Origin of the sequence: Streptomyces sp. NPDC005728, from assembly GCF_040630895.1 — a bacterium.
GTDB lineage: Bacteria > Actinomycetota > Actinomycetes > Streptomycetales > Streptomycetaceae > Streptomyces.
In genome coordinates, this window is record NZ_JBEXYL010000044.1 from 1 (window position 1) to 21,089 (window position 21,089).

Sequence of the window (21,089 nt, forward strand, 5' to 3'; positions counted from 1 at the left end):
GGAGATGGACGAAGGTCTCCTCGGGCGGGACGGCACCGGACAGAGCCCGGATCCCGGTGATCCACGGGCGCCGGCGCGGTCACGGGGGCCTCGTACAACCTGGCGGCGATCAGCCCTTGCGGGTCTTGATCTCCTCGGTCAGCTGCGGGACGACGTCGAAGAGGTCGCCGACCACGCCGTAGTCGACCAGGTCGAAGATCGGGGCCTCGGGGTCCTTGTTGACGGCCACGATGGTCTTCGAGGTCTGCATGCCGGCGCGGTGCTGGATGGCGCCGGAGATGCCGTTGGCGATGTACAGCTGCGGGGAGACGCTCTTGCCGGTCTGGCCGACCTGGTTGGTGTGCGGGTACCAGCCCGCGTCCACCGCGGCGCGCGAGGCACCGACGGCCGCACCGAGCTGGTCGGCGAGCGCCTCGATGATCGAGAAGTTCTCGGCCCCGTTCACGCCACGGCCGCCGGAGACGACGATCGCGGCCTCGGTCAGCTCCGGACGCCCGGTCGACTCACGCGGCGTACGGCCGGTGACCTTGGTGCCCGTGGCCTTCTCGGAGAAGGAGACGGACAGGGCCTCGACCGCACCGGCGGCCGGGGCGGCCTCGACGGCGGCCGAGTTCGGCTTGACCGTGATGACCGGGGTGCCCTTGGTGACACGGGACTTGGTGGTGAAGGACGCGGCGAACACCGACTGAGTGGCCACCGGACCCTCGTCGCCGGCCTCCAGGTCGATGGCGTCGGTGATGATGCCGGAGCCGATGCGCAGCGCCAGGCGGGCGGCGATCTCCTTGCCCTCGGCGGAGGACGGGACCAGCACGGCGGCCGGGGAGACGGCCTCGTGGGCGGCCTGCAGGGCGTCCACCTTCGGCACGACCAGGTAGTCGGCGTACTCGGCGGCGTCGTGGGTGAGGACCTTCACCGCGCCGTGCTCGGCGAGCGCGGCGGCGGTGTCGGCGGCGCCGTTGCCCAGCGCGACCGCGACGGGCTCGCCGATACGGCGGGCCAGGGTCAGCAGCTCCAGGGTGGGCTTGCGGACGGCACCGTCCACGTGGTCGACGTAGACGAGGACTTCAGCCATGGGATTGCTCTCCTGCGTAACGAAGTTGAGGGGCGGTCAGCGGGGGGCGAGCCCTTAGATGAACTTCTGGCTCGCGAGGAACTCAGCGAGCTGCTTGCCGCCCTCGCCCTCGTCCTTGACGATGGTGCCGGCCGTGCGGGCCGGACGCTCGGCCACGGCCTCGACCTTGGTGAACGCGCCGTCGAGACCGACCTCCTCGGCCTCGATGTCCAGGTCGGACAGGTCCCAGGACTCCACCGGCTTCTTCTTGGCCGCCATGATGCCCTTGAAGGACGGGTAGCGCGCCTCGCCCGACTGGTCGGTGACGGAGACGACGGCCGGCAGCGAGGCCTCCAGCTGCTCGCTGGCGGCGTCGCCGTCGCGGCGGCCCTTGACCGTGCCGTCCTCGACCGAGACCTCGGACAGCAGGGTGACCTGCGGGACACCGAGGCGCTCGGCGACCAGCGCGGGCACGACACCCATGGTGCCGTCGGTGGAGGCCATGCCGGAGATGACCAGGTCGTAACCGGCCTTCTCGATCGCCTTGGCCAGCACCAGGGAGGTGCCGATGGCGTCGGTGCCGTGCAGGTCGTCGTCCTCGACGTGAATGGCCTTGTCGGCACCCATGGACAGCGCCTTGCGGAGCGCGTCCTTGGCGTCCTCGGGGCCGATGGTCAGGACGGTGACCTCGGCGTCGTCCGCGTCCTCCGAGATCTGCAGCGCCTGCTCGACCGCGTACTCGTCCAGTTCGGAGAGCAGACCGTCCACGTCGTCGCGGTCGACGGTCAGGTCATCGGCGAAGTGCCGGTCGCCAGTGGCGTCGGGCACGTACTTCACAGTGACAACGATCCTCAAGCTCACGCCGGCTCTCCTACTGCATCGTCATTTCCGGGCTGCCTCTTGCAGGCAGCATAGGCGCCTCAAGCGGCCGATCCCGGTCGGGGCGTCCGCGCGCTCCGACCGAAATATTACTCGTCAGTACACCCAATTCGTGCCCGCTAAGCAAGCGCTTTGAACTGTGACCTTCGCAACGCAGCGTAACCGGAACTCGACGGCTTCGCAGGAGAGCCGGGCGTGATCAATCCCGCAGGCCGCTGAAGCGGCCCTGGTGGTAGAGGAGGGGGCGTCCGGCCCCCGCGGAGTCACCGAGGACGACCTCGGCGAGCACGATGCGGTGATCACCGGCCGGGACGCGGCCGACGATCCGGCAGACGAGCCAGGCCAGCACATCGTCGAGGACGGGTACGCCGTCCGGGCCCTCCCGCCAGGCCGTGGGCGCGCCGAAGCGGTCGGCGCCGCTGCGCGCGAAGGTGGCGGCCAGGTCGCTCTGGTGCTCCCCGAGTATGTGAATGCCGACGTGCTCGGTCTCGGCGATGGCGGGCCAGCTGGAAGCGCCCGTGCCGATACCGAAGGAGACGAGCGGGGGCTCGGCGGACACGGAGGTGAGGGAGGTGGCGGTGAAGCCGACCGGGCCCGAGGTCCCACGCGCGGTGATCACCGCTACACCGGCGGCATGCCGGCGGAAGGTGGCGCGCAGCAGGTCGGGAGAGGCGGTCCGGAAGGTACCGAGGTCGGGCGTGGCCGTCATGGAGTTGTCCTTCTGCCGGGGCTGACGAGCGGGTCCGTGGATGTTCAACGGCCCGGACAGCGCGCGCTCGCGGTACGGGCCAGATCCACGTGGACCCGCCCGACGAGAAGGAGTTCGGTCGGCATGGGGTCAGGCTGACGATAGGTGGTACGGACAGTCAAGTTGGTTCCGGGATCTGGGAGATGCCTCACCGTGCGCCCGAGGCCCCTCACACCGCCTCCCCCAGTGCCGCGATCACGTCGGCCTTGCGGGGCTGTCCGGTGGCGCGCCGCACCACGCGGCCTGCCGCGTCGAGGACCAGCACGGTGGGCGTCTTCAGGATCTCCAGCTCGCGTACGAGGTCCAGGTGGGCCTCGGCGTCGATCTCGACGTGGGTGACGCCCGGCACCAGGGCGGCGACCTCGCCGAGGACACGCCGGGTGGCCCGGCAGGGCGCGCAGAAGGCGCTGGAGAACTGCACGAGCGTTGCCCGTGCTCCCAGTTCGCCGCCCAGCTCGGCCGCTTCGAGTCGCTTACCGTCGTCCCGCCCGCGCACCCGTGCTCTCCCGCTCCGCCGATCCGGTCATCTCCTGCACCAGCATCCAGGGGACCACGAAGATTCCCGTGCCCCGAAGAACCGAGGTGGGGCACTAGGCCGACGTGACGAGGATCTCGCCGCCGCGGGGCACCAGGACTGGCTACCCGTCCGTTCTTCGGGCACGATCTGCGAGACGCCGTAAACCTACGGCTGCGTAACTTTCCCGCCGGGAGCCCCCTTTCCCGAGCAGAGCAGAAAGGGCCCACCCCGCCCATGGCAGAGCTGGTCTACCGTCCCGTCATCGGTTTCGCCAAGACACTGTTCAAGGCCTGGGACCTCAAGATCGACTGCCAGGGGTCGGAGAACATCCCGCGCTCGGGCGGCGCCGTCCTGGTGAGCAATCACATCAGCTACCTGGACTTCATCTTCAACGGCCTGGCGGCCCTGCCGCAGAAGCGTCTGGTGCGCTTCATGGCGAAGGAGTCCGTCTTCCGGCACAAGGTGTCCGGGCCGCTGATGCGCGGGATGAAGCACATCCCGGTGGACCGCAGGCAGGGCGAGGCGGCCTACGCGCACGCGCTGGACTCGCTGCGCTCCGGCGAGGTCATCGGGGTGTTCCCGGAAGCCACGATCTCGGAGTCCTTCACGCTGAAGGGGTTCAAGTCGGGGGCGGCCCGCCTCGCGCAGGAGGCGGGCGTCCCGCTCGTCCCGATGGCAGTGTGGGGCACGCAGCGGCTGTGGACCAAGGGGCACCCGCGCAACTTCAAGCGCAGCCACACCCCGATCACCATCCGGGTCGGTGAGCCGGTCGAGGCCCCGCGCGACCAGTACGCGGGCGCCATCACCCGACGCCTGCGCGAGCGCGTCCAGGAGCTGCTGGATGCCGCCCAGCGCACCTACCCCGCACGCCCCAAGGGCGCGGAGGACTCCTGGTGGATGCCGGCCCACCTCGGCGGCACGGCACCCACGGCGGAGCAGCTGCGCGCGGCCGAGGCGCACTGACACCCGGCGCCGGACGAGGGCTGCGCCGGCTGTCGTGACCGCCCAGGCTCCGGACCACTGACTCACAGGGCCGACCCGGTCGGGCCTCCACCCCGTCGCGTCAGGGGCAGCCGTCCCCGCGGTGACCGCAGGGGTGTTGGTGCCGTCGGAGGAGGTGCGCAACCGGATGCCGGCGACGACGTGGCCGGCGTGCACGCGGGCCGCTCCGGGCGCCATGCCCGAGGACATGTCGGCCTGATGGACGGTGGCGACCACCGCGTAGGCGGCGGGGACCCACCGCATCGAACCCGGGACAGGTCGTGGCCGGAGTCGAGGGCACGAGTGGCCGCTGCCGGGTCGTGGGCGAGCGGACCGGTCGAGGTGGAAAGCACCGTGCAGAACTCGCCCATGAAGACCGGTGGGGCGACCGTGCCGGCCGCGACCAGGGCCGACGCCACGGCCGAGGCGAGCAAGCCAGTGCTGCCGCAGCCGGGCGAACCGGCCGGGAGGGGTTGCCATGCCCTGCTGGTCGGATCGTTCCGCGTCCACCGGACCGGCGTCAGCCCTTGCCCCCGTCACTCATGGCCGGGAGATCAGCGAGTGCGGTGGGACGCCGGTCAGGCCGGCGTTCCGGCCGAGACGGGGGCGTGTACCTCGATCCGCGCCCCGGGACTGAACTTCTCCAGCAGCTCGGCGAGTTCGGTGGCCGCCGCCTGCGCCTGCACGACCGGCAGCGGGGCGAGGGTCTCCAGCAGGAAGATGCCGGAGACCGTCTCCTCGGTGAGGCGGGTGCGCGGCCCCTGGCGCCAGTTCCAGCGGCGGCAGGTCACGCCGGCCTCGTCGCGCCACACGACCTCGCCGGCGTCCGGGTGTTCGACCGCCTCCTCACCGCCCGCGACCGTCACGAAGTCCTCCTCACCCGTGGCGCGGACGAGCCGCATTCCGCCCTGGACGCGGTCGAGATCCTCGCCGCCGACGGGGATCAGGTGGGCGACGCTGACGGCGTTGTAGAGGTCCACCAGCAGGTTGATCCGGGGCAGGCCGGCGTCGGTGAGGGCACGTTTGGCCAGCGCCTCGGCCGAGTTGCGGGTGCGTGACGGCTTGGAGCCGAAGGCGGTGTACGTCTCGCGCCAGGCGGCCATGTGCGGGTCCTCGTGCGGCGCCCGTCCGTCCAGGCGTGCGGCCAGTCGGCGGGCCGCTTCGTCCAGCAGTGCCGAACTCGCCTCGGTGCTGGGCCCGTTGGCGAGGCCGTACGCCTCGATCGCGACGTGGGTGAAGCCGGGCGCGAGGGCGCGGACCTCGTCGGACACGGTGAGGGTGAACGTCATCTGCCTGGCCTCAGAGTGCGGTGGGGAGTGTCTTCCACAGGTACGGGCGGTCCGGGGCCGCCTTCAGGGAACCCAGGACGACAGGATGAGGTTCAGCATACAGGACCGGATAGTCCATCTCATTGGACGCCGGATCGGGGATCCACGCCAGACGTTCGCCGCGCAGGGAGAACTGGGCATCGACGCCCGGCTTGTTGCCGCGCGGGTCCTGCCGATGCCAGGCCCCGCCGAAACGCACGGCGACCAGCCCGTGCACGGCATGGCCGCCTACGTCGTCCGTGAGGCGCTGGTAGCACAGGGCGGCGGGGATGTCCTCGGCCCGCAGCAGCGCGGCGAGGGCATGGGACTTGGCGTAGCAGATGCCCGTGCCCAGTTTCAGGACGTCGGAAGCGCGCCAGGTGACGCGGAGGTCGCCGGAGTCCTGTGAGTGCGGGATCGTGTCACGTACGAATTCGTACGCGGCCCGCGCATACTCATACGAGTCGGCCGCACCCGAGGCCAGCCGGGCGGCCGTCTCCCGCACAAGGGGATGGCGATGGTCGATGACTTCGTCGTCGGCCAAGTAGGCGGACAGATCAGCGGTGTTCTGGATCAGCTCCATGGCCGCAGAGCATAGGAATGCGATCACCCGATCGTCAATGACTTTTCAGGTGACCGCATATCTATGCAATCTCGAGGGCTAGCGCGCCATTTCCTCCTTGAGGGCCGACACGAAGGTGTCGACGTCCTCCTCCGTGGTGTCGAAGGCGCACATCCAGCGCACGACACCGGCGGCCTCGTCCCAGAAGTAGAAGCGGAACCGCTCCTGGAGCCGCACGCTCACGTCGTGCGGGAGCTTGGCGAAGACGCCGTTGGCCTGCACCGGGTAGAGAATCTCCACGCCGTGCACCGCGCGCACACCCTCGGCCAGCCGCTGGGCCATCTCGTTGGCGTGCCGGGCGTTGCGCAGCCACAGGTCCCTGGCGAGCAGCGCCTCCAGCTGCACCGACACGAAGCGCATCTTGGAGGCGAGCTGCATGGACAGCTTGCGCAGGTGCTTCATGTGGCTGACGGCGTCCTGGTTGAGGACCACCACCGCCTCGCCGAACAGGGCGCCGTTCTTCGTCCCGCCGAGCGAGAGGATGTCGACGCCGACGGCGTTGGTGAACGTCCGCATGGGCACGTTCAGCGAAGCCGCGGCGTTGGCTATCCGGGAGCCGTCCAGATGCACCTTCATCCCGTGCGCGTGGGCGTGCTCGCAGATCGCCCGGATCTCGTCGGGCGTGTAGAGCGTGCCCAGCTCCGTGCTCTGGGTGATCGAGACGACCTGCGGCATCGCGCGGTGCTCGTCCTCCCAGCCCCAGGCCTGCTTGTCGATCAGCTCGGGCGTGAGCTTGCCGTCGGGCGTGGGCACGGTGAGCAGCTTCAGGCCGCCCATGCGCTCGGGCGCACCGCCCTCGTCCACGTTGATGTGCGCGCTCTCGGCGCAGATCACCGCGCCCCAGCGGTCGGTGACCGCCTGGAGCGCGACGACGTTCGCGCCGGTGCCGTTGAAGACCGGGAAGGCCTCCGCCGTGGAGCCGAAGTGGCTGCGGATGATCCGCTGGAGGTTCTCCGTGTAGTCGTCCTCGCCGTAGGCCACCTGGTGGCCGCCGTTGGCCAGGGCCAGGGCGGCCATCACCTCGGGATGCGCCCCGGCGTAGTTGTCGCTGGCGAAACCGCGGACCTCCGGGTCGTGATGGCGACGCGCGTCGGTCTTCGGAGGGTTCACGGCTTCTCGGTCAGCCACAGACGGTTTCCGTTCACTTCGGCGGCGGACTTGCTCCAGACGCCCTCGATGGCCTCGGCGAGGTCCTTGACGTCCGTGAAGCCCGCGAACTTCGCGTTGGGGCGTTCGGCGCGCATCGCGTCGTGCACCAGCGCCTTCACCACCAGGATGGCAGCAGCCGAGCGGGGCCCGCCCTCGCCCCCGGCCTTGCGGAAGCCGTCGGCCATGGCGAGCGTCCACGCCTCGGCGGCGGCCTTGGCGGCGGAGTACGCGGCGTTGCCCGCGGTGGGCGTCGACGCGCCGGCGGCACTGATCAGCAGGTACCGGCCGCGGTCGCTGCGCTGCAGGCCGTCGTAGAAGGCCAGGGAGGTGTGCTGGACGGTGCGGATCAGCAGTTTCTCCAGCAGGTCCCAGTCCGCGAGGTCGGTCTCGGCGAAGGTGGCGCTGCCGCGCCAGCCGCCGACGAGGTGGACCAGGCCGTCGATACGGCCGTGGTCCTTCTCGATGCGCGCGGCCCAGTGACGGGTCGAGTCGAGGTCGAGCAGGTCGACCGTCTCGCCGGTGACCGTGGCACCGCCGCCCGCGTAACGGGCCGCGTCCACGGCCTCCGCCAGGCGCTCGGGGTTGTTGTCGGCACCGACGACGACCGCGCCCGCCTCGGCGAGCCTGACCAGCGCCGCGTGCCCCGCCGGTCCGCCCGCGCCGGCGACCGCGATCACCGCACCACTGAGAGCCCCGTTCCGCATGTTGTTCCCCTCTTGAGCTGTGTTCTGGACGCGGTCGCTCACGCGGCGACCGGCTCGGCGCTGTCCGCCGTGATGCCCTTGGTGGAGGCGATCACATTCTTCAGCTTCTTGGACAGGGCCTCAAAGAACATGCTCAGCGGAAACTCGTCCGGAAGCACGTCGTCCACGAGCTTGCGCGGCGGCTGGGTCAGGTCCAGGGCGTCCGGACCCTTGGCCCACTTGGAGCCGGGGTGCGGGGCGAGGTAGGTGGAGACCAGCTCGTAGCCCGCGAACCAGTGCACGAGCTTGGGGCGGTCGATGCCGTCCCGGTACAGCTTCTCGATCTCGGCGCACAGCTGGTTGGTGACCTGCGGGGCACGCTCCCAGTCGATGGAGAGCTTGTTGTCGGTCCAGCGGATGACGTCGTGCTTGTGCAGGTAGGCGAAGAGCAGCTGGCCACCGACGCCGTCGTAGTTGCGCACGCGGTCACCGGTGAGCGGGAAGCGGAACATGCGGTCGAAGAGCACCGCGTACTGCACGTCACGGGCCTGCGAGACGCCGTCCGCCTGGAGCTTCACGGCCTCCTTGAAGGCGGTGAGGTCGCAGCGCAGCTCCTCCAGGCCGTACATCCAGAACGGCTGGCGCTGCTTGATCATGAACGGGTCGAACGGCAGGTCGCCGTGGCTGTGGGTGCGGTCGTGGACCATGTCCCACAGCACGAAGGCCTCCTCGCAGCGCTTCTGGTCGTGGACCATCGCGGCGATGTCCTCGGGCAGCTCCAGGCCCAGGATGTCCACCGCCGCGTCGGTGACCCGGCGGAAGCGGGCGGCCTCGCGGTCGCAGAAGATGCCACCCCAGGTGAAGCGTTCCGGCGCCTCGCGCACGGCGATGGTCTCCGGGAAGAGGACGGCCGAGTTCGTGTCGTACCCGGCCGTGAAGTCCTCGAACTTGATGCCGCAGAACAGCGGGTTGTCGTAGCGGGTGCGCTCCAGCTCGGCCAGCCAGTCCGGCCACACCATGCGCAGCACGACCGCCTCCAGATTGCGGTCCGGGTTGCCGTTCTGCGTGTACATCGGGAAGACGACCAGGTGCTGCAGCCCGTCCGCGCGGCCCGCCGCGGGCTGGAACGCCAGGAGGGAGTCGAGGAAGTCCGGCACCTGGAAGCCGCCCTCGGCCCAGCGGCGCAGGTCCTTGACGAGGGCCTCGTGGTAGGCGACGTCGTGCGGGAGAAGCCCGGAGAGCTGCTCGACCGACTCGACGACCCGGCCCACGGCCGCCTCGGCATCGCCGCGACCCGGGGCACCCTCGGCGTCGAAGTCGATCGACCCGTCCGCGGACTGCCATGGCCGGATCTGTTCCACCGCATCCTTGAGCACGGGCCAGGCCGGGTGCTCAACCACCCTGGTCAGCGAAGGAACCTGTCCCTCGGTACCCACCTGCACAAGAATTTCCGTCATGCCCCATCCTCCACGGGAGAACCTCGCGTATGGACACCGTATGCATACCCTCTTTCTCCCAGCAAGACCCTACTCGGGAAATTATTCTGCCGACTCCCATGAACACCGCTGTTTTTCCTGCGGCAAACCGTGACAACGGTCACTTTCGCCGTGGCGGCGGAGGTCGCGCGGCGCGAGGCGGGCACCGATCGGATCCGGCCGGTCAATGTCGCGGGGACTCGCCCACCTCAGGGTGACCACGGGGCGGATACGAGCCAGGCGCCACAGGCGCCGCGCGCCGATCCCCCGCGCAGGTTCGGGTTCATCGCGGGACCCGGCCATTAGGCTGCGACTCTGCCGCGCGGACGATGAGGTCCCGTCGCATCCGCGGGCACCGAGCCGCCGTCGACGGAAGCGAGTTGAACCTTGAACTTCCTTACCATCGGTCACCGCGGGGTCATGGGTGTCGAGCCCGAGAACACCCTCCGTTCCTTCGCCGCCGCGCAACAGGCGGGCCTCGATCTGATCGAACTCGATCTCCATCTGAGCAAGGACGGCGCGCTGGTCGTCATGCACGACGCGGAGGTGGACCGCACGACCGACGGAACCGGCCCGATCGCCGAGAAGACCCTCGCGGAACTGCGCGCCCTGGACGCGGGCCGTGGGGAACGGGTGCCGGTCTTCGAGGAGGTCCTGGACGCGGTGAAGACGCCCTTGCAGGCGGAGATCAAGGATGTGGCGGCCGCCCGGGCGCTGGCCGAGGTCATGCACCGGCGGGACCTGGTCTCCCGGGTGGAGGTGCTCTCGTTCCACGACGAGGCGGTCGCCGAGATCGCCCGGCTGGTGCCGGGCGTGCGCACCGCGCTGGTCGCGAGCCGCTACGGCACGGACGTGGTGGAGCGCGCCACCGAGGTGGGCGCAACGACCCTCGTGCTCAACATCCGCCGGCTGACCCTGGAGGTCGTCGAGCAGGCGCGCGCGGCCGACCTGAGGATCATCGGCTGGGTGGTCAACACGCAGGACCACCTGCGGCTGGTGCGCGCACTGCAGCTGGACGGCGCGACGACCGACTACCCGGAGATCAAGCGCACCGGCCGCTTCACGGCCTGAGCCGGCGCGGGATCCGCAGGTATCGCGGGTCCCGCGGGAATGTCACACCAGCGGCTTGACCAGCAGCTCGAACTGGAGGTCGTCGCGCTGCGGGATCCCGAAGCGCTCGTCGCCGTACGGGAACGGAGTCATCCTTCCCGTACGGCGGTAGCCGCGGCGCTCGTACCAGGCGATCAGGTCGTCGCGGACCGAGATCACGGTCATGTGCATCTCGCTGACGCCCCAGGTCGCACGGGCCAGCTGCTCGGCCCCCGCGATGACGACCTTGCCCAGGCCCCCACCCTGCAGGGTGGGGCTGACCGCGAACATACCGAAGTAGGCGTGGTCGCCGCGGTGTTCGAGCTGGCAGCACGCGACGATACGGCCGTCCTGCTCGACGGTCAGCAGTCGGCTGTCCGACGACTTGATGACCTGGCGCACGCCCTCCGGGTCGGTCCGCTGCCCCTCGATGATGTCCGCCTCGGTGGTCCACCCGACCCGGCTGGCGTCGCCCCGGTACGCCGACTCGATCAGCGCGACCAGCGCGACCACATCGGCGTCGGTGGCGTCGCGGAACGTCGGTCCGGTGGCGGTGGTGTCCATGGGGCGGTCTCCGATCTCGGGGCGGCTGAGCCAGGGACGAGCGTAACTCTGCCACTAGGGTCGGGATGCATGGTGCACGTACTGAGCAGCCGGATCCTGCTCCACCCCACCGACCCCGAGCGTTCCCGCGCCTTCTACGGCGAGCAGTTGGGCCTGGCCGTCTACCGCGAGTTCGGCACGGGCCCCGAGCGCGGGACCGTCTACTTCCTCGGCGGGGGCTTCCTGGAGGTCTCCGGCCGCGCGCAGACCCCGCCGGGGCCGGCGGCACAGTTGTGGCTACAGGTCGCGGACGTGGCTGCCGCACACGAGGAGCTGGTGACCGAGGGCGTCGAGATCGTACGGCCGCCGGTGCGGGAGCCGTGGGGTCTGGTCGAGATGTGGATCGCCGACCCCGACGGCACCCGGATCGTCCTGGTGGAGGTCCCGTCGGACCATCCGCTGCGGTACCGGCCGGGCATCTAGGGGGTGTCTTACGCTCGGTGGCGCCGTTAACAGCAACGGCGACGGCGTCGAGGACATCGCGATCGCCGACCCGAAGGCGGCCGTCGGCGGCGACGCCGGGGCGGGTCCGGTGCGGGTCGTGCTCGGCGGCGACAAGGGCACCGCCGAGATCAACCAGGACCTCGACTGGGTGTCCGGCGGCGCCGAGGCGAACGACGGCTTCGGCGAGGCCATCACACCGTCGACTACAACGAGGACGGCTACACCGACCTCGTCGTCGGCACCCCGGGCGAGGACCTCGGCGCCGCCACCGCCGCGGGCATGGTCGACGTGCTCTACGGCGGCCCCGGCGGCCTGGGCACGGGCGCCACGAAGGACACCCACTTCGAGCAGGGCGCCGGTACGGGCGCTGTCGCCGCGTCGGCGTCCGAGACGGACGACCGCATGGGCCAGGCGATCGCCGCCCGCACCACCCGGTCCGGCGAGCCCTACCTGCTGATCGGCGTGCCCGGCGAGGCCATCGGCACGCTCAAGAAGGCGGGCAACGCCTTCTACGTGCACGGCACCACCAGCGTCTCCGTCAACCAGGACAAGACCGATGTCCCGGGCACCGCGGAGGCCGGTGACCGCTTCGGCGCGGCCGTCGCGGGCGACGCAAGCCACATCGCCATCGGCGGCCCCAACGAGAAGATCGGGTCCAAGACGGACGCCGGCGGTCTGGTGCTCTTCGACCCCAACAAGCTGAACACCGACAACATCCCGACCCCGCTCAGCGGCATCGACCAGGACATGGACACCATCTCCGGCGGCGCCGAGGAGGGCGACGAGTTCGGTGCGGCGCTGTCGTTGACCGAGTACCGCCCCTCGGGTGCGGCGGCCGCGACCGAGTCGATCCTCGCGATCGGCTCACCCGGCGAGGGCGTCGTCGTGGGAACCGAGAACCGGCTCGACGCGGGCCGTGTGGTCCTCGTCCGTGTCAAGGCCGACGGCACCTGGAGCGAGCTGCGCGAGCTCAAGCAGGGCACCGCGGACGACGACGTCTCCGGCACCTCCGAGACCGGCGACCGCATGGGCGAGACGCTCACCGCCGTCAACACCGCCCCCCCCCGAGCCGTCAGCACCGAGGCGACGATGAAGCTCGCGGTCGGCGTCCCCGGCGAGGCGATCGGCACGGCCACCAAGGCCGGCGCCGTCCACACCTTCTCACTGCTCGGCTCGGCCGGTGCCAACGACCGCTGGATCGAGGCCGGCGACGGCGACGGCATCCCCGGCCCGGCCGGTGCGAACCAGGCCCTGGGCAAGGGCATCCACTTCACCGGAAGCAGGCTCTACGTCGGCATGCCCTACGGCCCGTCCGCCCACGGCACTCTGTACGCGCTGCCGCTGTCCAACGTGACGGCGGGCGGCACTGTCGCCGCGGTGACCACGTACCAGCCCGGCTCGAACGGCCTGCCGAACGCCGGCGTCGACTTCGGCCACGCGGCCCGCTGATCGAGCGCAACAGGTAGCGGACACAGGTCGGTTGACACTCGGGATTCCCCGAGGCCCCGCCGGGCCTCGGGGAATTTCGTCGTACCTCAGGATCAAGTCACCTCACCCGGCAGCCGGGGTCGTCGAGCCGTCGGAGACGTCGCCCATCAGCCGTGCGGCACCCTCCAGGCCGTACCGGCCGCAGGCCCGGGCAAGCGATCGCCGCGCCGGAGCCCCGCGAGCGGCACGGCGAAGAGGCCTGGGGGCCGCCCGGAGAGACACCACCCTGCGACGCACCTGTCTCCGGATGGCCGGGTTCCACGGCGGGGACTAGCGTGCAAGAAGGGGGCTCCTCGGGCTCTTCCCGCACAGCAGGCCGCAGCGGCCGAAAGGAGCGGTCATGAAGTTCGACAAGCCGGTGATCGGCGGCCCCTGCTGGACCGAGTTGGGGACCTCCGATCTGGAGGGTGCCAAGCGGTTCTACACGGACCTGTTCGGCTGGCGGCCGGAGACGGATCCGCGACCGGAGGCGGGCGGTTACACCATGGCACATGTCGGGGACGCGGCGGTCGCCGCGCTCAGCCCGCTGTACCAGGAGTCCCAACCGGTCGCCTGGAACGTGTCGTTCGCGGTGGCGGACGCGGACGATGCGGTGCGGCGCGTCGAGGAGGCCGGCGGCACGGTGATCCTCGGCCCCATGGACGTCTTCGACGTGGGCCGCTTCGCGGTGACCCGCGACCCGGCGGGCGCGGCGTTCCAGTTGTGGCAGGCGCGGGCCTTCCCGGGCGCCGGACTGTTCAACGCGCCCGGCACGCTCGGCTGGGTGGAGCTGGCGACCCGGGACACCGACCGGGCCCGGGACTTCTACACCACGGTCTTCGGCTGGAGCGTCAACTCCTCTCAGTGGTACACGCAGTGGGGTATCGACGGAGAGGACTTCGGCGGCATGGCCGACATGGGCGACCGGTTCCCGCCCGAGGTACCCCCGCACTGGCTGCCGTACTTCGCGGCGGACGACGTGGACGCCACGGCCGCGGTGGCCCAGCAGGCCGGCGGAGCCGTCGTCCTGCCGCCCACGTCCGTGCCGGACGGCCCCCGCATCTCGGTGTTGCGGGACCCGCAGGGGGCGGCGTTCGGCGTGTACGCGGCGGGCCAGGAGGGCTGACCGGCCGACCTCGGGCGCGCTCCAGCGCGATCTCGCCGTACGGTGCACGACGTGCTCCGGGGCTCACGCCCGCAGCGCGCCCATCCGGCCTTCCAGGCGGCTGAGCAGGTCGGCGAGGAGTGCGGCGAGTTCGCCCTGGCCCTCGGGGGCGAGGACGGACAGCACGGCGGTCTCGTAGGCGAGTTGTTCGGGCAGGATGCCGTCCACGAGGTCGCGGCCGGTGTCGGTGAGGCGGACGTGGGCGACCCTGCGGTCCCGGGTGTCGCCGCGCCGCTCGACGAGTCCGCGTTCGGTCAGCTGCTTGAGCCGCTTGGTGACGGCGGCCCCGGAGGAGAAGGTCTCCCGGGACAGCTCACTCGGGGTCAGCTCGTGGCCGGTGCGGCGCAGGGCGCCGAGCAGGTCGAACTCCGGGCGGCTGAGCCCGGCCCGGCGCAGCGGAGCGTCCTCGGCCTGCTGGAGGAGGGCGGCACAGCGATTGATCCGGCCGATGACCTCCATGGGTCCGGTGTCCAGCTCGGGGTGCACGGCCCGCCACTGCTGGACGACTCCGGCGACGGTGTCATCCCTGGCCGCGCCGCTCCCACCGGCTCCACGGCCGTGCCCGGCGTCGCTCCCGTCCCGCTCCGGTCGTCCGTTCGTCGCGGTGTCCCCGGCCCCCGCCTGCCCGCCGGCCGCACTGTTCCGGGCCGTCGGTCGTCCGTTCGTCGGCGTCATGGCCGTACATCCTCCGTCGTCCTGCCCGTGTCCTGGTCCAGGGGCGCGAGCCCCTGGCGTCGTACCGTCGCGGCGAGCGTACGGTGTCCGGACTGTTCGGCGAGCACGACCCGCTCCTCGGGCAGGGCGCGCTGCCACCACTCGCCCAACGCGGCGTCGGCCGTGGCGCGCAGATCGACGAGAGCGGCGGCGAGGGTGCGGCGGGCTGCCTCCAGGGCGCGGGGCTCCGGGCGGGGCTCGGCGAGCAGGCGGGCGGCGTGTTCACGGGCGCGTTCCACCGTGGTGAGCGCGTGCTCGATGCGGTCTCCGGCGCGCCGGTTGGTGACGGCCACCGCCGCGGCGAAGCCGACCAGCGCGCCGACGAGGGTGTCCGCGACCCGCTCGGAGACGAGCCGGCCGGAGTCCTGGCTGCGGGCGAACTCGGTGACGAGCAGGGCCATCGGCGTGACGCACACGCTCCCGAGCCAGTAGTTGCGGCCGATCAGCGCCTCGGCGCCGAAGTTGAAGGCGAGGCAGAGCAGGACCAGGGCCGCCGGGTGGAGATGGGCGAGCGGGGCGACCGCGGCGAAGACGAGGACGCCGACGAGGTTGCCGACCACGCGCTGGATGCCCCGGCTCCAGGTCAGGGTGACGTTGATCTGGTAGAGGGAGGCCGCGGTGACGAGGGCCCAGTAGGGGCGGCCGACGCCGAGGGCCAGGGAGGCGTACCCGGCGAGGGCGCAGCCGAGCGCGGTGCGGACGGCGAGGGGCGCGAGCGGGGCGAGCCGGTGCCGCAACGGGAGGCGCGGGAGCGCGAGTTCGGTGTCGGCACCGAGCAGTTCGTCCGCCGCCTCGCGTGTGGACCCGACCCGCGGGATGCAGCCGGTGCCGCGCAGGTCGCGGGCCCAGGCACGCAGCCTTTCGGGGTCGGTGTCGGCGGGTGCGGCGAGGGCGACCTCGGCGTGGACCAGGAGCCGTTCGAGGGCCCGCCGGGTGTGGTCGGCGCGGGCGCCTGTGACCAGCAGGGACTGCCAGGCGGCGTGGATGGCGACGGCGCTCGCGGCACGGGCCCCGGCGTGGCCCTCGGCGGTGCCGCGGGTGGCGGCGTACGCGGCGGCCGCGTTCAGGGCCTGCGCGGTGGCGCGACGCTCGGGGCCGTGCGGGCGCAGCAGTCCGGGTGCCATGCCCACCAGCCAGGCCCAGGCGCCCGCCGCCAGAGCCAGCCCGACATGGCCGGGGATCTGCCCGGGGCTCTGTGGGGCGAACAGGGAGGCGGAGCTGATGAAGGTGAGGACGACGTGGCCGGGCGGGCCGATGCGGGTGGCGTCGCACACCGTCTTCTGCACGGCTGCCATGAGGGCACCGACGGTGACCAGGACGACCGCGTCGGTGGTGAGCGAAGCCGCGACCAGGGCGACGGCGAGCCCGCCGACCATGCCGAGCACCACCCAGGCGAGGGCCCCGGCCCGGGCGGCGTAGGGCCGGTTGTGGCCGTAGAGCGCGCACAGGGCTCCCGCCATCGTGTACATGGCGAGGTCGAGCCGGCCGAGCGCCAGCAGGGTCAGGTTGGGCGGGGCGACCGCGGCGACCGCACTGAGTGCGGGCTTGAACCAGATGTCGGAGGGACGCCCGAGGCGGAGCACACCGGCGAGGGGGAGACGGAGAGGGGGCGCACTGCTCATGCCATTAATTTAGCATGTGTTTTACTAGTAAATCATAAACAGGACCTCACCCCTCACCTGCTGCGTTCCGGCGAATGCTCCCCGTGTACCTCCTTGCGCTTGTATGCGCCCCGCCCGCCGCGGGCATCGCAACCTCGACCGACCGTCGAGCGTGGAGGTGCGCGTGCACGGACCGGTGTCGGCCGCCTGGCTGCTGGTCGCGCTGTGCGCGGCGACCGGGGGCTACTGCCTGCTGCGGTTGCGCAGCGCTGTCGAGGAGCAGCGCCATGCCGCGGGCGGCGAGGCGCTCATGGGGTTCGGCATGGCCGCGATGGCCGTGCCCGCCGCGGTGTTCACCCCGCCGGCGTGGGCATGGCCGGGGTACGCGGCCGTGTTCGGCGCGGCGGCGCTGCACGCCGTGTGGTCCGCGCGCAGCGGCCCGCACCATCTGCACCATCTGGTGGGTACGGCGGCGATGGTCTACATGTCCCTCGTCATGGCGTCCTCCCCCGCCTCCCACCACCACCCGCACCCCGGCGCCGGAGTGCCCCTGGTGACGGGTGCGCTTCTGCTCTACTTCACCGGCTATGTGCTGCTGTCCGGCGCCCGTCTGGTGCCCGCGTCCGCCGCGGCGGGCGGGTCGGCGGCCCTGCCCTGGGGCGACCGTCCGGAGCTGGCGCGTGCGTGCCGGCTGTCGATGGGGATCGGGATGGTCGCCATGCTGCTCACGTTGTGAGTCACCGGGCCGGCGAGGAGGCGCAGGCGTTGCCTGCGTCACTTCGGCGCCATGGACCGTACCCGTGAGCGGCTCCGCGCTCATAGGGTGCTGCTCATGATGGTCCCCGTGGCACTGTTGCTGCTCGGCGCCCTGACCGCCGTCGTCGCCCCGCGGCTGCTCGCCCGGGCCGACTGGCCGGACCGTGAGCCGGTGGTCGCCCTGTGGGTGTGGCAGTGCGTGGTGGCGGCCGTACTGCTGTGCTGCGCGCTGTCGATGACGCTCAGCGCGGCGGCGGCCTGGCAGGCGGTGCGCGGGCATGTGTTCGGTACGGCCCCGCGCGCGGTGGCGGACGCCTACGCCCTGGGCACGGCCGAGCCGTGGGCCGCGCCGACCGCGGTGGCGCTCGCCTGCGGAGGGCTGTGGAGCCTGGCGATGCTGGTGCGCCAGGTGGTACGGGCCCGGGTGCGACGACGCCTGCGGCGCACCGAACTCCTGGTGCGGGCCCCGCAGTTGCCGGGCGAGAAGCCGGCCGCCGACCGGCTGGTGGTGCTGGAGGGCGAGCGTCCCGACGCCTGGTGGCTGCCCGGTTCGGCGCCCCGGCTCGTCATCACCACGGCCGCCCTGCAGCGACTGAAGGGCCGTCAGCTGGACGCTCTGCTCGCCCACGAGCACGGGCACGACCGGGCCCGCCACGACTGGCTGCTGCACTGCTCGACCGCGCTGGCCGACGGCTTTCCGCAGGTACCGGTGTTCGCGGCGTTCCGCGACGAGATGCACCGGCTGGTCGAGTTGGCCGCGGACGACATGGCCTCGCGGCGCTTCGGCCGACTGACGACCGCGCTGGCACTGGTCGGACTCAACGAGGACCGGGGCGTGTTCGGGCCCTGCCCCACCCCGCAGGCGCATGTCCCGCAGCGCGTGCACCGGCTGCTGACTCCCCCGGACCGTCTCCCGGCGCTGCACCGGCTGCGCCTGACGGCGGCGGCCGCACTGGTGCCGGTGATCCCGGTGCTGGTGGCGCTCGTGCCGGGACTCCGGGCCCTGGGCTAGATCGTGCCCGAGCCGCCGGCCCCGATGCGGCCCGCGGACCGTCTCGTCGACGAAGATCGCCGCATGCACCACCAGCCCCCCGGCCCGCCGCCCCGCCCGCCGGTCCACCGCACCGCGGCCGCCGTGGTCGGCGTACTCGCCGTCTGTACCGCGCTGCTGCTGACGCTCGTCGCGACCCGGTGGCACCCGCTGACCGCTCTGGACGGCGACGTCGCCCGCACCACGCACCGCTGGGCGGTCCGCGAACACGGCCTCACGCACGCGTTCCGCATCCTGACGGACTGGGCCTGGGACCCGCTGACCATGCGCCTGCTGTGCGCGGCCGCCGCGCTGTGGCTGGTGTGGCGGCGGGCGGCCTGGTGGACGGCCCTGTGGCTGGCGGTGACCGTCGCCCTGGCCACGATCGTGCAGCAGTCGGTGAAGTCCGCGGTCGGCAGGCCCCGCCCGATCTGGCCGGATCCCGTCGACAGTGCGCACTACGCGGCCTTCCCCTCGGGGCACGCCATGACGGCCACCGTGGTCTGCGGACTGCTGCTGCGGCTACTCCACCGCTTCGGCGCGGGCCGCGCCCTGTGGCGTACGGCCGTCTCCGTGGCCGCCGTGTCGGTGGCCGGCGTGGGCCTGACCCGGGTGTGGCTGGGCGTCCACTGGCTCTCGGACGTCGTGGGCGGCTGGGTGTTCGGGGCGCTGGTGGTGGCGGTGGCCGTGGCGGTGTACGAGTGGCCGCGGGGCGGCCGGACGCACGGCGTACGCCGGTAGAGTCCGGCGCATGGCTGCCGTGCTCTTCGATTTCTCGGGAACCCTGTTCCGCGTCGAGTCCACCGAGTCCTGGCTGCGTGCCGTGCTGAAGGAGGCCGGCCTGACGCTGTCCGACCCCGAACTGACCGACACCGCACAGGCCTTGGAGGCGGCCGGTGCACTGCCGGGCGGGTCTGATCCGGTCGAGCTGCCGGCGGACCTCGCCGGACTCTGGGCGGTCCGGGACAGCAGCGCCGAGCTGCACCGGGCCGCCTACACCGGGCTGTCGCGACGGGTGCCGCTGCCCGCCCCGGGCCTGCACGACGCGCTGTACGAGCGGCACATGACGCCCGCCGCCTGGTCGCCGTACCCGGACACCGCCGAGGTGCTGCGCACGCTGCACGAGCGCGGGACCGGCGTCGGGGTGGTCAGCAACATCGGCTGGGACCTGCGCCCGGTCTTCCACGAGCACGGTGTCGACGCGTACGTGGACACCTATGTGCTGTCGTACGAACACGGTGCGCAGAAGCCTGACCCGCGGCTGTTCGCGGCCGCCTGTGCGGACCTGGGCGTCGATCCGCGGCAGGTGCTGATGGTCGGCGACAGCAGGGCGGCCGACGGCGGCGCGGCCGCACTGGGCTGCCGTGTGCACTTCGTGGACCATCTGCCGGTGGCGCAGCGCCCCGGTGCGCTGCTGCCGGTGCTGGACCTGGTGGGCTGAAGGAAGAAGCGCCGAAGTCACGCGCCGTCCGTCTGAGACGATCCCCCGTGTCGCCCCAGACGGACGGCAGCTCCGAACAGGCCCCGCGCACAGCGGTGCCCCTGCGGTGAGTATAGTTGGCTGGCAGCCAGTCAACGCAGGAGTTACAGGATGTCCCCGCGCAGCGCCTCGGTCAATGAAGAGTTGCGCCGTCGTTCCCGGGAGCGGCTGCTACAGGCCGCGGTGGAACTGGTGGACGAGCACGGATTCGAGGCCACCACGCTGGCCGACATCGCGGACCGGGCGGGCTCGGCGCGCGGACTTGTGTCGTACTACTTCCCCGGCAAGCGCCAGTTGGTGCAGTCCGCCGTGCACCGGCTGATGCACCGCACGCTGGAGGAGGCGCTGGAGCACGAGCCGCACACCGAGGACGGCCGGGAGCGGCTGGCCCGCACCATCGACGCCATCCTGGGCCTCGCCCACGACCGTCCGGTGCTCATGCGGCAGCACATGGCGGGGCTGCTCCAGGCCGAGGGCTTCGTGCAGTGCCCGGAGCAGCGACGTCTGTCGGAGCTGCTCAGCGACACGGTCGCCCGGTACGGCTCCCAGAACGTGACGGCCGACTACCCCCTGCTGCGGGCCCTGCTGATGGGGGCGGTGTACGCGGCACTGGTGCCGGGGGTGCCGATGCCCGTCCCGGCGCTGCGGGCCGAACTGTTCCAGCGGTACGGACTCGACTGGGAGCTGGGCATGCCGCCGGGCAGCACCACGAACGAGGAGGCGGGCCGGGGGCAGGACCTGTCACGGTTCTTCGCGACGGAGGAGCGGGACGAGTAGCGGGTACCGGGCCGGCCACCGCTCAACTCCCTTTCACCGTCTGGCATGACGAGGCGCCAGGAATCCGGCGTCCCGCGCCTGCGCGATCAGCCAGAGGGAGCGCCGGCGGCTGTGCCCCGTCGCGCACATCACGGCGAGGACCGGGTCGGCACCCTCCTCCTGTGCGGCACGGTATTCCCGGGCGGCCTGCCGGCACCCCTCGATGCCCCGCGGCCAGGCGGGGCGGGCGCGGCGCCCTCCCGCGTACACGACGTCCTGCCGCGCCCCGTCACCTCCGTGCTCCCCGGCGCCCTCGTACGGCCCCTCGGCCGCCACCCCGCACGCCTCCAACAGCGGATCCTCGATCCAGTCGGCGAGCACGGTCAGGTCGGCGAGGGTCAGGGCCGGCTGCGCCTTGACGTCCTCGATGGAGACGTATCCCCCGGTCACCACGGCCACGGCGTCGACGCGCGCCCCGTCGGGGAAGGCCAGCCGGACGTGGACCAAGGACGTGGCGCCCCCATGCCCCTGCACCTTCCAGGCGGGCCACACGGACACCGTGCCGTCCTGCA

General features: G+C 71.9%; 22 protein-coding genes and 1 pseudogene. 10 read left to right on the forward strand and 13 right to left on the reverse strand.

Annotated features, from left to right (window positions below; all coding sequences use genetic code 11):
* Positions 1-109: 109 nt before the first annotated feature.
* From ABZ471_RS26770 to ABZ471_RS26785, 4 genes are all read right to left on the reverse strand, one after another.
* Positions 110-1,072, reverse strand: coding sequence for an electron transfer flavoprotein subunit alpha/FixB family protein (locus tag ABZ471_RS26770; protein ID WP_359069659.1), 963 nt, complete (start codon positions 1,070-1,072; stop codon positions 110-112).
* Positions 1,073-1,126: 54 nt separating this feature from the next.
* Positions 1,127-1,912 (reverse strand): electron transfer flavoprotein subunit beta/FixA family protein, encoded by a 786-nt coding sequence (locus ABZ471_RS26775; RefSeq protein ID WP_359069661.1) that lies wholly within the window; start codon positions 1,910-1,912, stop codon positions 1,127-1,129.
* A 217-nt stretch (positions 1,913-2,129) separates the two neighbouring features.
* Positions 2,130-2,639: a flavin reductase family protein gene (locus tag ABZ471_RS26780; RefSeq protein WP_359069663.1), complete on the reverse strand. Its 510-nt coding sequence runs from the start codon at positions 2,637-2,639 to the stop codon at positions 2,130-2,132.
* A 208-nt stretch (positions 2,640-2,847) separates the two neighbouring features.
* Complete coding sequence (locus ABZ471_RS26785) at positions 2,848-3,174, reverse strand: thioredoxin family protein (protein ID WP_359069665.1); 327 nt, start codon at positions 3,172-3,174, stop codon at positions 2,848-2,850.
* Between the two features lie 255 nt (positions 3,175-3,429).
* Here ABZ471_RS26785 and ABZ471_RS26790 point away from each other — a divergent pair, with 255 nt between their 5' ends.
* Positions 3,430-4,158, forward strand: a complete 729-nt coding sequence (locus ABZ471_RS26790) for a lysophospholipid acyltransferase family protein (protein WP_359069667.1) — start codon at positions 3,430-3,432, stop codon at positions 4,156-4,158.
* 596 nt (positions 4,159-4,754) lie between these two features.
* Here ABZ471_RS26790 and ABZ471_RS26795 read toward each other — a convergent pair.
* From ABZ471_RS26795 to ABZ471_RS26815, 5 genes are all read right to left on the reverse strand, one after another.
* Complete coding sequence (locus tag ABZ471_RS26795; RefSeq protein ID WP_359069669.1) at positions 4,755-5,465, reverse strand: phenylalanine--tRNA ligase beta subunit-related protein; 711 nt, start codon at positions 5,463-5,465, stop codon at positions 4,755-4,757.
* Positions 5,466-5,475: 10 nt separating this feature from the next.
* The gene (locus tag ABZ471_RS26800) at positions 5,476-6,066 is read right to left on the reverse strand and encodes a transglutaminase family protein (protein WP_359069671.1); all 591 of its coding nucleotides are present in this window, start codon (positions 6,064-6,066) and stop codon (positions 5,476-5,478) included.
* Between the two features lie 78 nt (positions 6,067-6,144).
* Complete coding sequence (locus tag ABZ471_RS26805) at positions 6,145-7,215, reverse strand: low specificity L-threonine aldolase (RefSeq protein WP_359069672.1); 1,071 nt, start codon at positions 7,213-7,215, stop codon at positions 6,145-6,147.
* Positions 7,212-7,958, reverse strand: coding sequence for an SDR family oxidoreductase (locus ABZ471_RS26810; RefSeq protein WP_359069674.1), 747 nt, complete (start codon positions 7,956-7,958; stop codon positions 7,212-7,214). Before ABZ471_RS26810 ends, ABZ471_RS26805 begins: the two co-directional genes overlap by 4 nt.
* Positions 7,959-7,996: 38 nt before the next feature.
* Positions 7,997-9,394 (reverse strand): DUF6421 family protein, encoded by a 1,398-nt coding sequence (locus ABZ471_RS26815; protein ID WP_359069676.1) that lies wholly within the window; start codon positions 9,392-9,394, stop codon positions 7,997-7,999.
* 405 nt (positions 9,395-9,799) lie between these two features.
* Here ABZ471_RS26815 and ABZ471_RS26820 point away from each other — a divergent pair, with 405 nt between their 5' ends.
* The gene (locus ABZ471_RS26820; protein WP_359069678.1) at positions 9,800-10,483 is read left to right on the forward strand and encodes a glycerophosphodiester phosphodiesterase family protein; all 684 of its coding nucleotides are present in this window, start codon (positions 9,800-9,802) and stop codon (positions 10,481-10,483) included.
* A gap of 42 nt (positions 10,484-10,525) precedes the next feature.
* On the opposite strand, the gene ABZ471_RS26825 is transcribed toward ABZ471_RS26820, so the two are convergent.
* Positions 10,526-11,065, reverse strand: a complete 540-nt coding sequence (locus ABZ471_RS26825) for a GNAT family N-acetyltransferase (RefSeq protein ID WP_359069680.1) — start codon at positions 11,063-11,065, stop codon at positions 10,526-10,528.
* Between the two features lie 69 nt (positions 11,066-11,134).
* On the opposite strand from ABZ471_RS26825, the gene ABZ471_RS26830 reads away from it, so the two are divergent.
* The 3 genes and pseudogenes from ABZ471_RS26830 (at position 11,135) to ABZ471_RS26840 (ending at position 14,141) form a co-directional block, all read left to right on the forward strand.
* Positions 11,135-11,527: a VOC family protein gene (locus ABZ471_RS26830; protein WP_359069682.1), complete on the forward strand. Its 393-nt coding sequence runs from the start codon at positions 11,135-11,137 to the stop codon at positions 11,525-11,527.
* A gap of 28 nt (positions 11,528-11,555) precedes the next feature.
* Positions 11,556-12,997, forward strand: a pseudogene (locus ABZ471_RS26835) (FG-GAP repeat protein); the annotation flags it as partial.
* A 379-nt stretch (positions 12,998-13,376) separates the two neighbouring features.
* Complete coding sequence (locus ABZ471_RS26840; protein WP_359069684.1) at positions 13,377-14,141, forward strand: VOC family protein; 765 nt, start codon at positions 13,377-13,379, stop codon at positions 14,139-14,141.
* A 63-nt stretch (positions 14,142-14,204) separates the two neighbouring features.
* On the opposite strand, the gene ABZ471_RS26845 is transcribed toward ABZ471_RS26840, so the two are convergent.
* Both ABZ471_RS26845 and ABZ471_RS26850 read right to left on the reverse strand, forming a co-directional pair.
* Positions 14,205-14,855: a MarR family transcriptional regulator gene (locus ABZ471_RS26845; RefSeq protein WP_359069685.1), complete on the reverse strand. Its 651-nt coding sequence runs from the start codon at positions 14,853-14,855 to the stop codon at positions 14,205-14,207.
* Positions 14,852-16,516: an FUSC family protein gene (locus tag ABZ471_RS26850; RefSeq protein WP_359069687.1), complete on the reverse strand. Its 1,665-nt coding sequence runs from the start codon at positions 16,514-16,516 to the stop codon at positions 14,852-14,854. Before ABZ471_RS26850 ends, ABZ471_RS26845 begins: the two co-directional genes overlap by 4 nt.
* A 163-nt stretch (positions 16,517-16,679) precedes the next feature.
* Here ABZ471_RS26850 and ABZ471_RS26855 point away from each other — a divergent pair, with 163 nt between their 5' ends.
* The 5 genes from ABZ471_RS26855 to ABZ471_RS26875 all read left to right on the forward strand — a co-directional run bounded on the left by ABZ471_RS26855 (position 16,680) and on the right by ABZ471_RS26875 (position 20,538).
* Complete coding sequence (locus tag ABZ471_RS26855; protein ID WP_359069689.1) at positions 16,680-17,231, forward strand: DUF5134 domain-containing protein; 552 nt, start codon at positions 16,680-16,682, stop codon at positions 17,229-17,231.
* 96 nt (positions 17,232-17,327) lie between these two features.
* The gene (locus ABZ471_RS26860) at positions 17,328-18,263 is read left to right on the forward strand and encodes a M56 family metallopeptidase (protein WP_359069764.1); all 936 of its coding nucleotides are present in this window, start codon (positions 17,328-17,330) and stop codon (positions 18,261-18,263) included.
* A 63-nt stretch (positions 18,264-18,326) separates the two neighbouring features.
* Complete coding sequence (locus tag ABZ471_RS26865; protein WP_359069691.1) at positions 18,327-19,022, forward strand: phosphatase PAP2 family protein; 696 nt, start codon at positions 18,327-18,329, stop codon at positions 19,020-19,022.
* A 10-nt stretch (positions 19,023-19,032) separates the two neighbouring features.
* Positions 19,033-19,722, forward strand: coding sequence for an HAD-IA family hydrolase (locus tag ABZ471_RS26870; RefSeq protein ID WP_359069693.1), 690 nt, complete (start codon positions 19,033-19,035; stop codon positions 19,720-19,722).
* A gap of 150 nt (positions 19,723-19,872) precedes the next feature.
* The gene (locus ABZ471_RS26875; RefSeq protein ID WP_359069695.1) at positions 19,873-20,538 is read left to right on the forward strand and encodes a helix-turn-helix domain-containing protein; all 666 of its coding nucleotides are present in this window, start codon (positions 19,873-19,875) and stop codon (positions 20,536-20,538) included.
* Positions 20,539-20,571: 33 nt separating this feature from the next.
* Here the strand turns inward: ABZ471_RS26875 and ABZ471_RS26880 are convergent, their stop codons facing one another.
* The gene (locus tag ABZ471_RS26880) at positions 20,572-21,075 is read right to left on the reverse strand and encodes a DUF6214 family protein (protein ID WP_359069697.1); all 504 of its coding nucleotides are present in this window, start codon (positions 21,073-21,075) and stop codon (positions 20,572-20,574) included.
* Positions 21,076-21,089 lie beyond the last annotated feature (14 nt).

Excerpts from the sequence above, each read along its gene's own strand:
- ABZ471_RS26870 (WP_359069693.1), top strand. The coding sequence starts at position 19,033 with ATGGCTGCCGTGCTCTTCGATTTCTCGGGAACCCTGTTCCGCGTCGAG.
- ABZ471_RS26810 (WP_359069674.1), bottom strand. The coding sequence starts at position 7,958 with ATGCGGAACGGGGCTCTCAGTGGTGCGGTGATCGCGGTCGCCGGCGCG.
- ABZ471_RS26850 (WP_359069687.1), bottom strand. The coding sequence starts at position 16,516 with ATGAGCAGTGCGCCCCCTCTCCGTCTCCCCCTCGCCGGTGTGCTCCGC.
- ABZ471_RS26845 (WP_359069685.1), bottom strand. The coding sequence starts at position 14,855 with ATGACGCCGACGAACGGACGACCGACGGCCCGGAACAGTGCGGCCGGC.
- ABZ471_RS26865 (WP_359069691.1), top strand. The coding sequence starts at position 18,327 with ATGCACCACCAGCCCCCCGGCCCGCCGCCCCGCCCGCCGGTCCACCGC.
- ABZ471_RS26830 (WP_359069682.1), top strand. The coding sequence starts at position 11,135 with ATGGTGCACGTACTGAGCAGCCGGATCCTGCTCCACCCCACCGACCCC.
- ABZ471_RS26840 (WP_359069684.1), top strand. The coding sequence starts at position 13,377 with ATGAAGTTCGACAAGCCGGTGATCGGCGGCCCCTGCTGGACCGAGTTG.
- ABZ471_RS26795 (WP_359069669.1), bottom strand. The coding sequence starts at position 5,465 with ATGACGTTCACCCTCACCGTGTCCGACGAGGTCCGCGCCCTCGCGCCC.
- ABZ471_RS26800 (WP_359069671.1), bottom strand. The coding sequence starts at position 6,066 with ATGGAGCTGATCCAGAACACCGCTGATCTGTCCGCCTACTTGGCCGAC.
- ABZ471_RS26860 (WP_359069764.1), top strand. The coding sequence starts at position 17,328 with ATGATGGTCCCCGTGGCACTGTTGCTGCTCGGCGCCCTGACCGCCGTC.
- ABZ471_RS26770 (WP_359069659.1), bottom strand. The coding sequence starts at position 1,072 with ATGGCTGAAGTCCTCGTCTACGTCGACCACGTGGACGGTGCCGTCCGC.
- ABZ471_RS26790 (WP_359069667.1), top strand. The coding sequence starts at position 3,430 with ATGGCAGAGCTGGTCTACCGTCCCGTCATCGGTTTCGCCAAGACACTG.
- ABZ471_RS26815 (WP_359069676.1), bottom strand. The coding sequence starts at position 9,394 with ATGACGGAAATTCTTGTGCAGGTGGGTACCGAGGGACAGGTTCCTTCG.
- ABZ471_RS26825 (WP_359069680.1), bottom strand. The coding sequence starts at position 11,065 with ATGGACACCACCGCCACCGGACCGACGTTCCGCGACGCCACCGACGCC.
- ABZ471_RS26780 (WP_359069663.1), bottom strand. The coding sequence starts at position 2,639 with ATGACGGCCACGCCCGACCTCGGTACCTTCCGGACCGCCTCTCCCGAC.
- ABZ471_RS26875 (WP_359069695.1), top strand. The coding sequence starts at position 19,873 with ATGTCCCCGCGCAGCGCCTCGGTCAATGAAGAGTTGCGCCGTCGTTCC.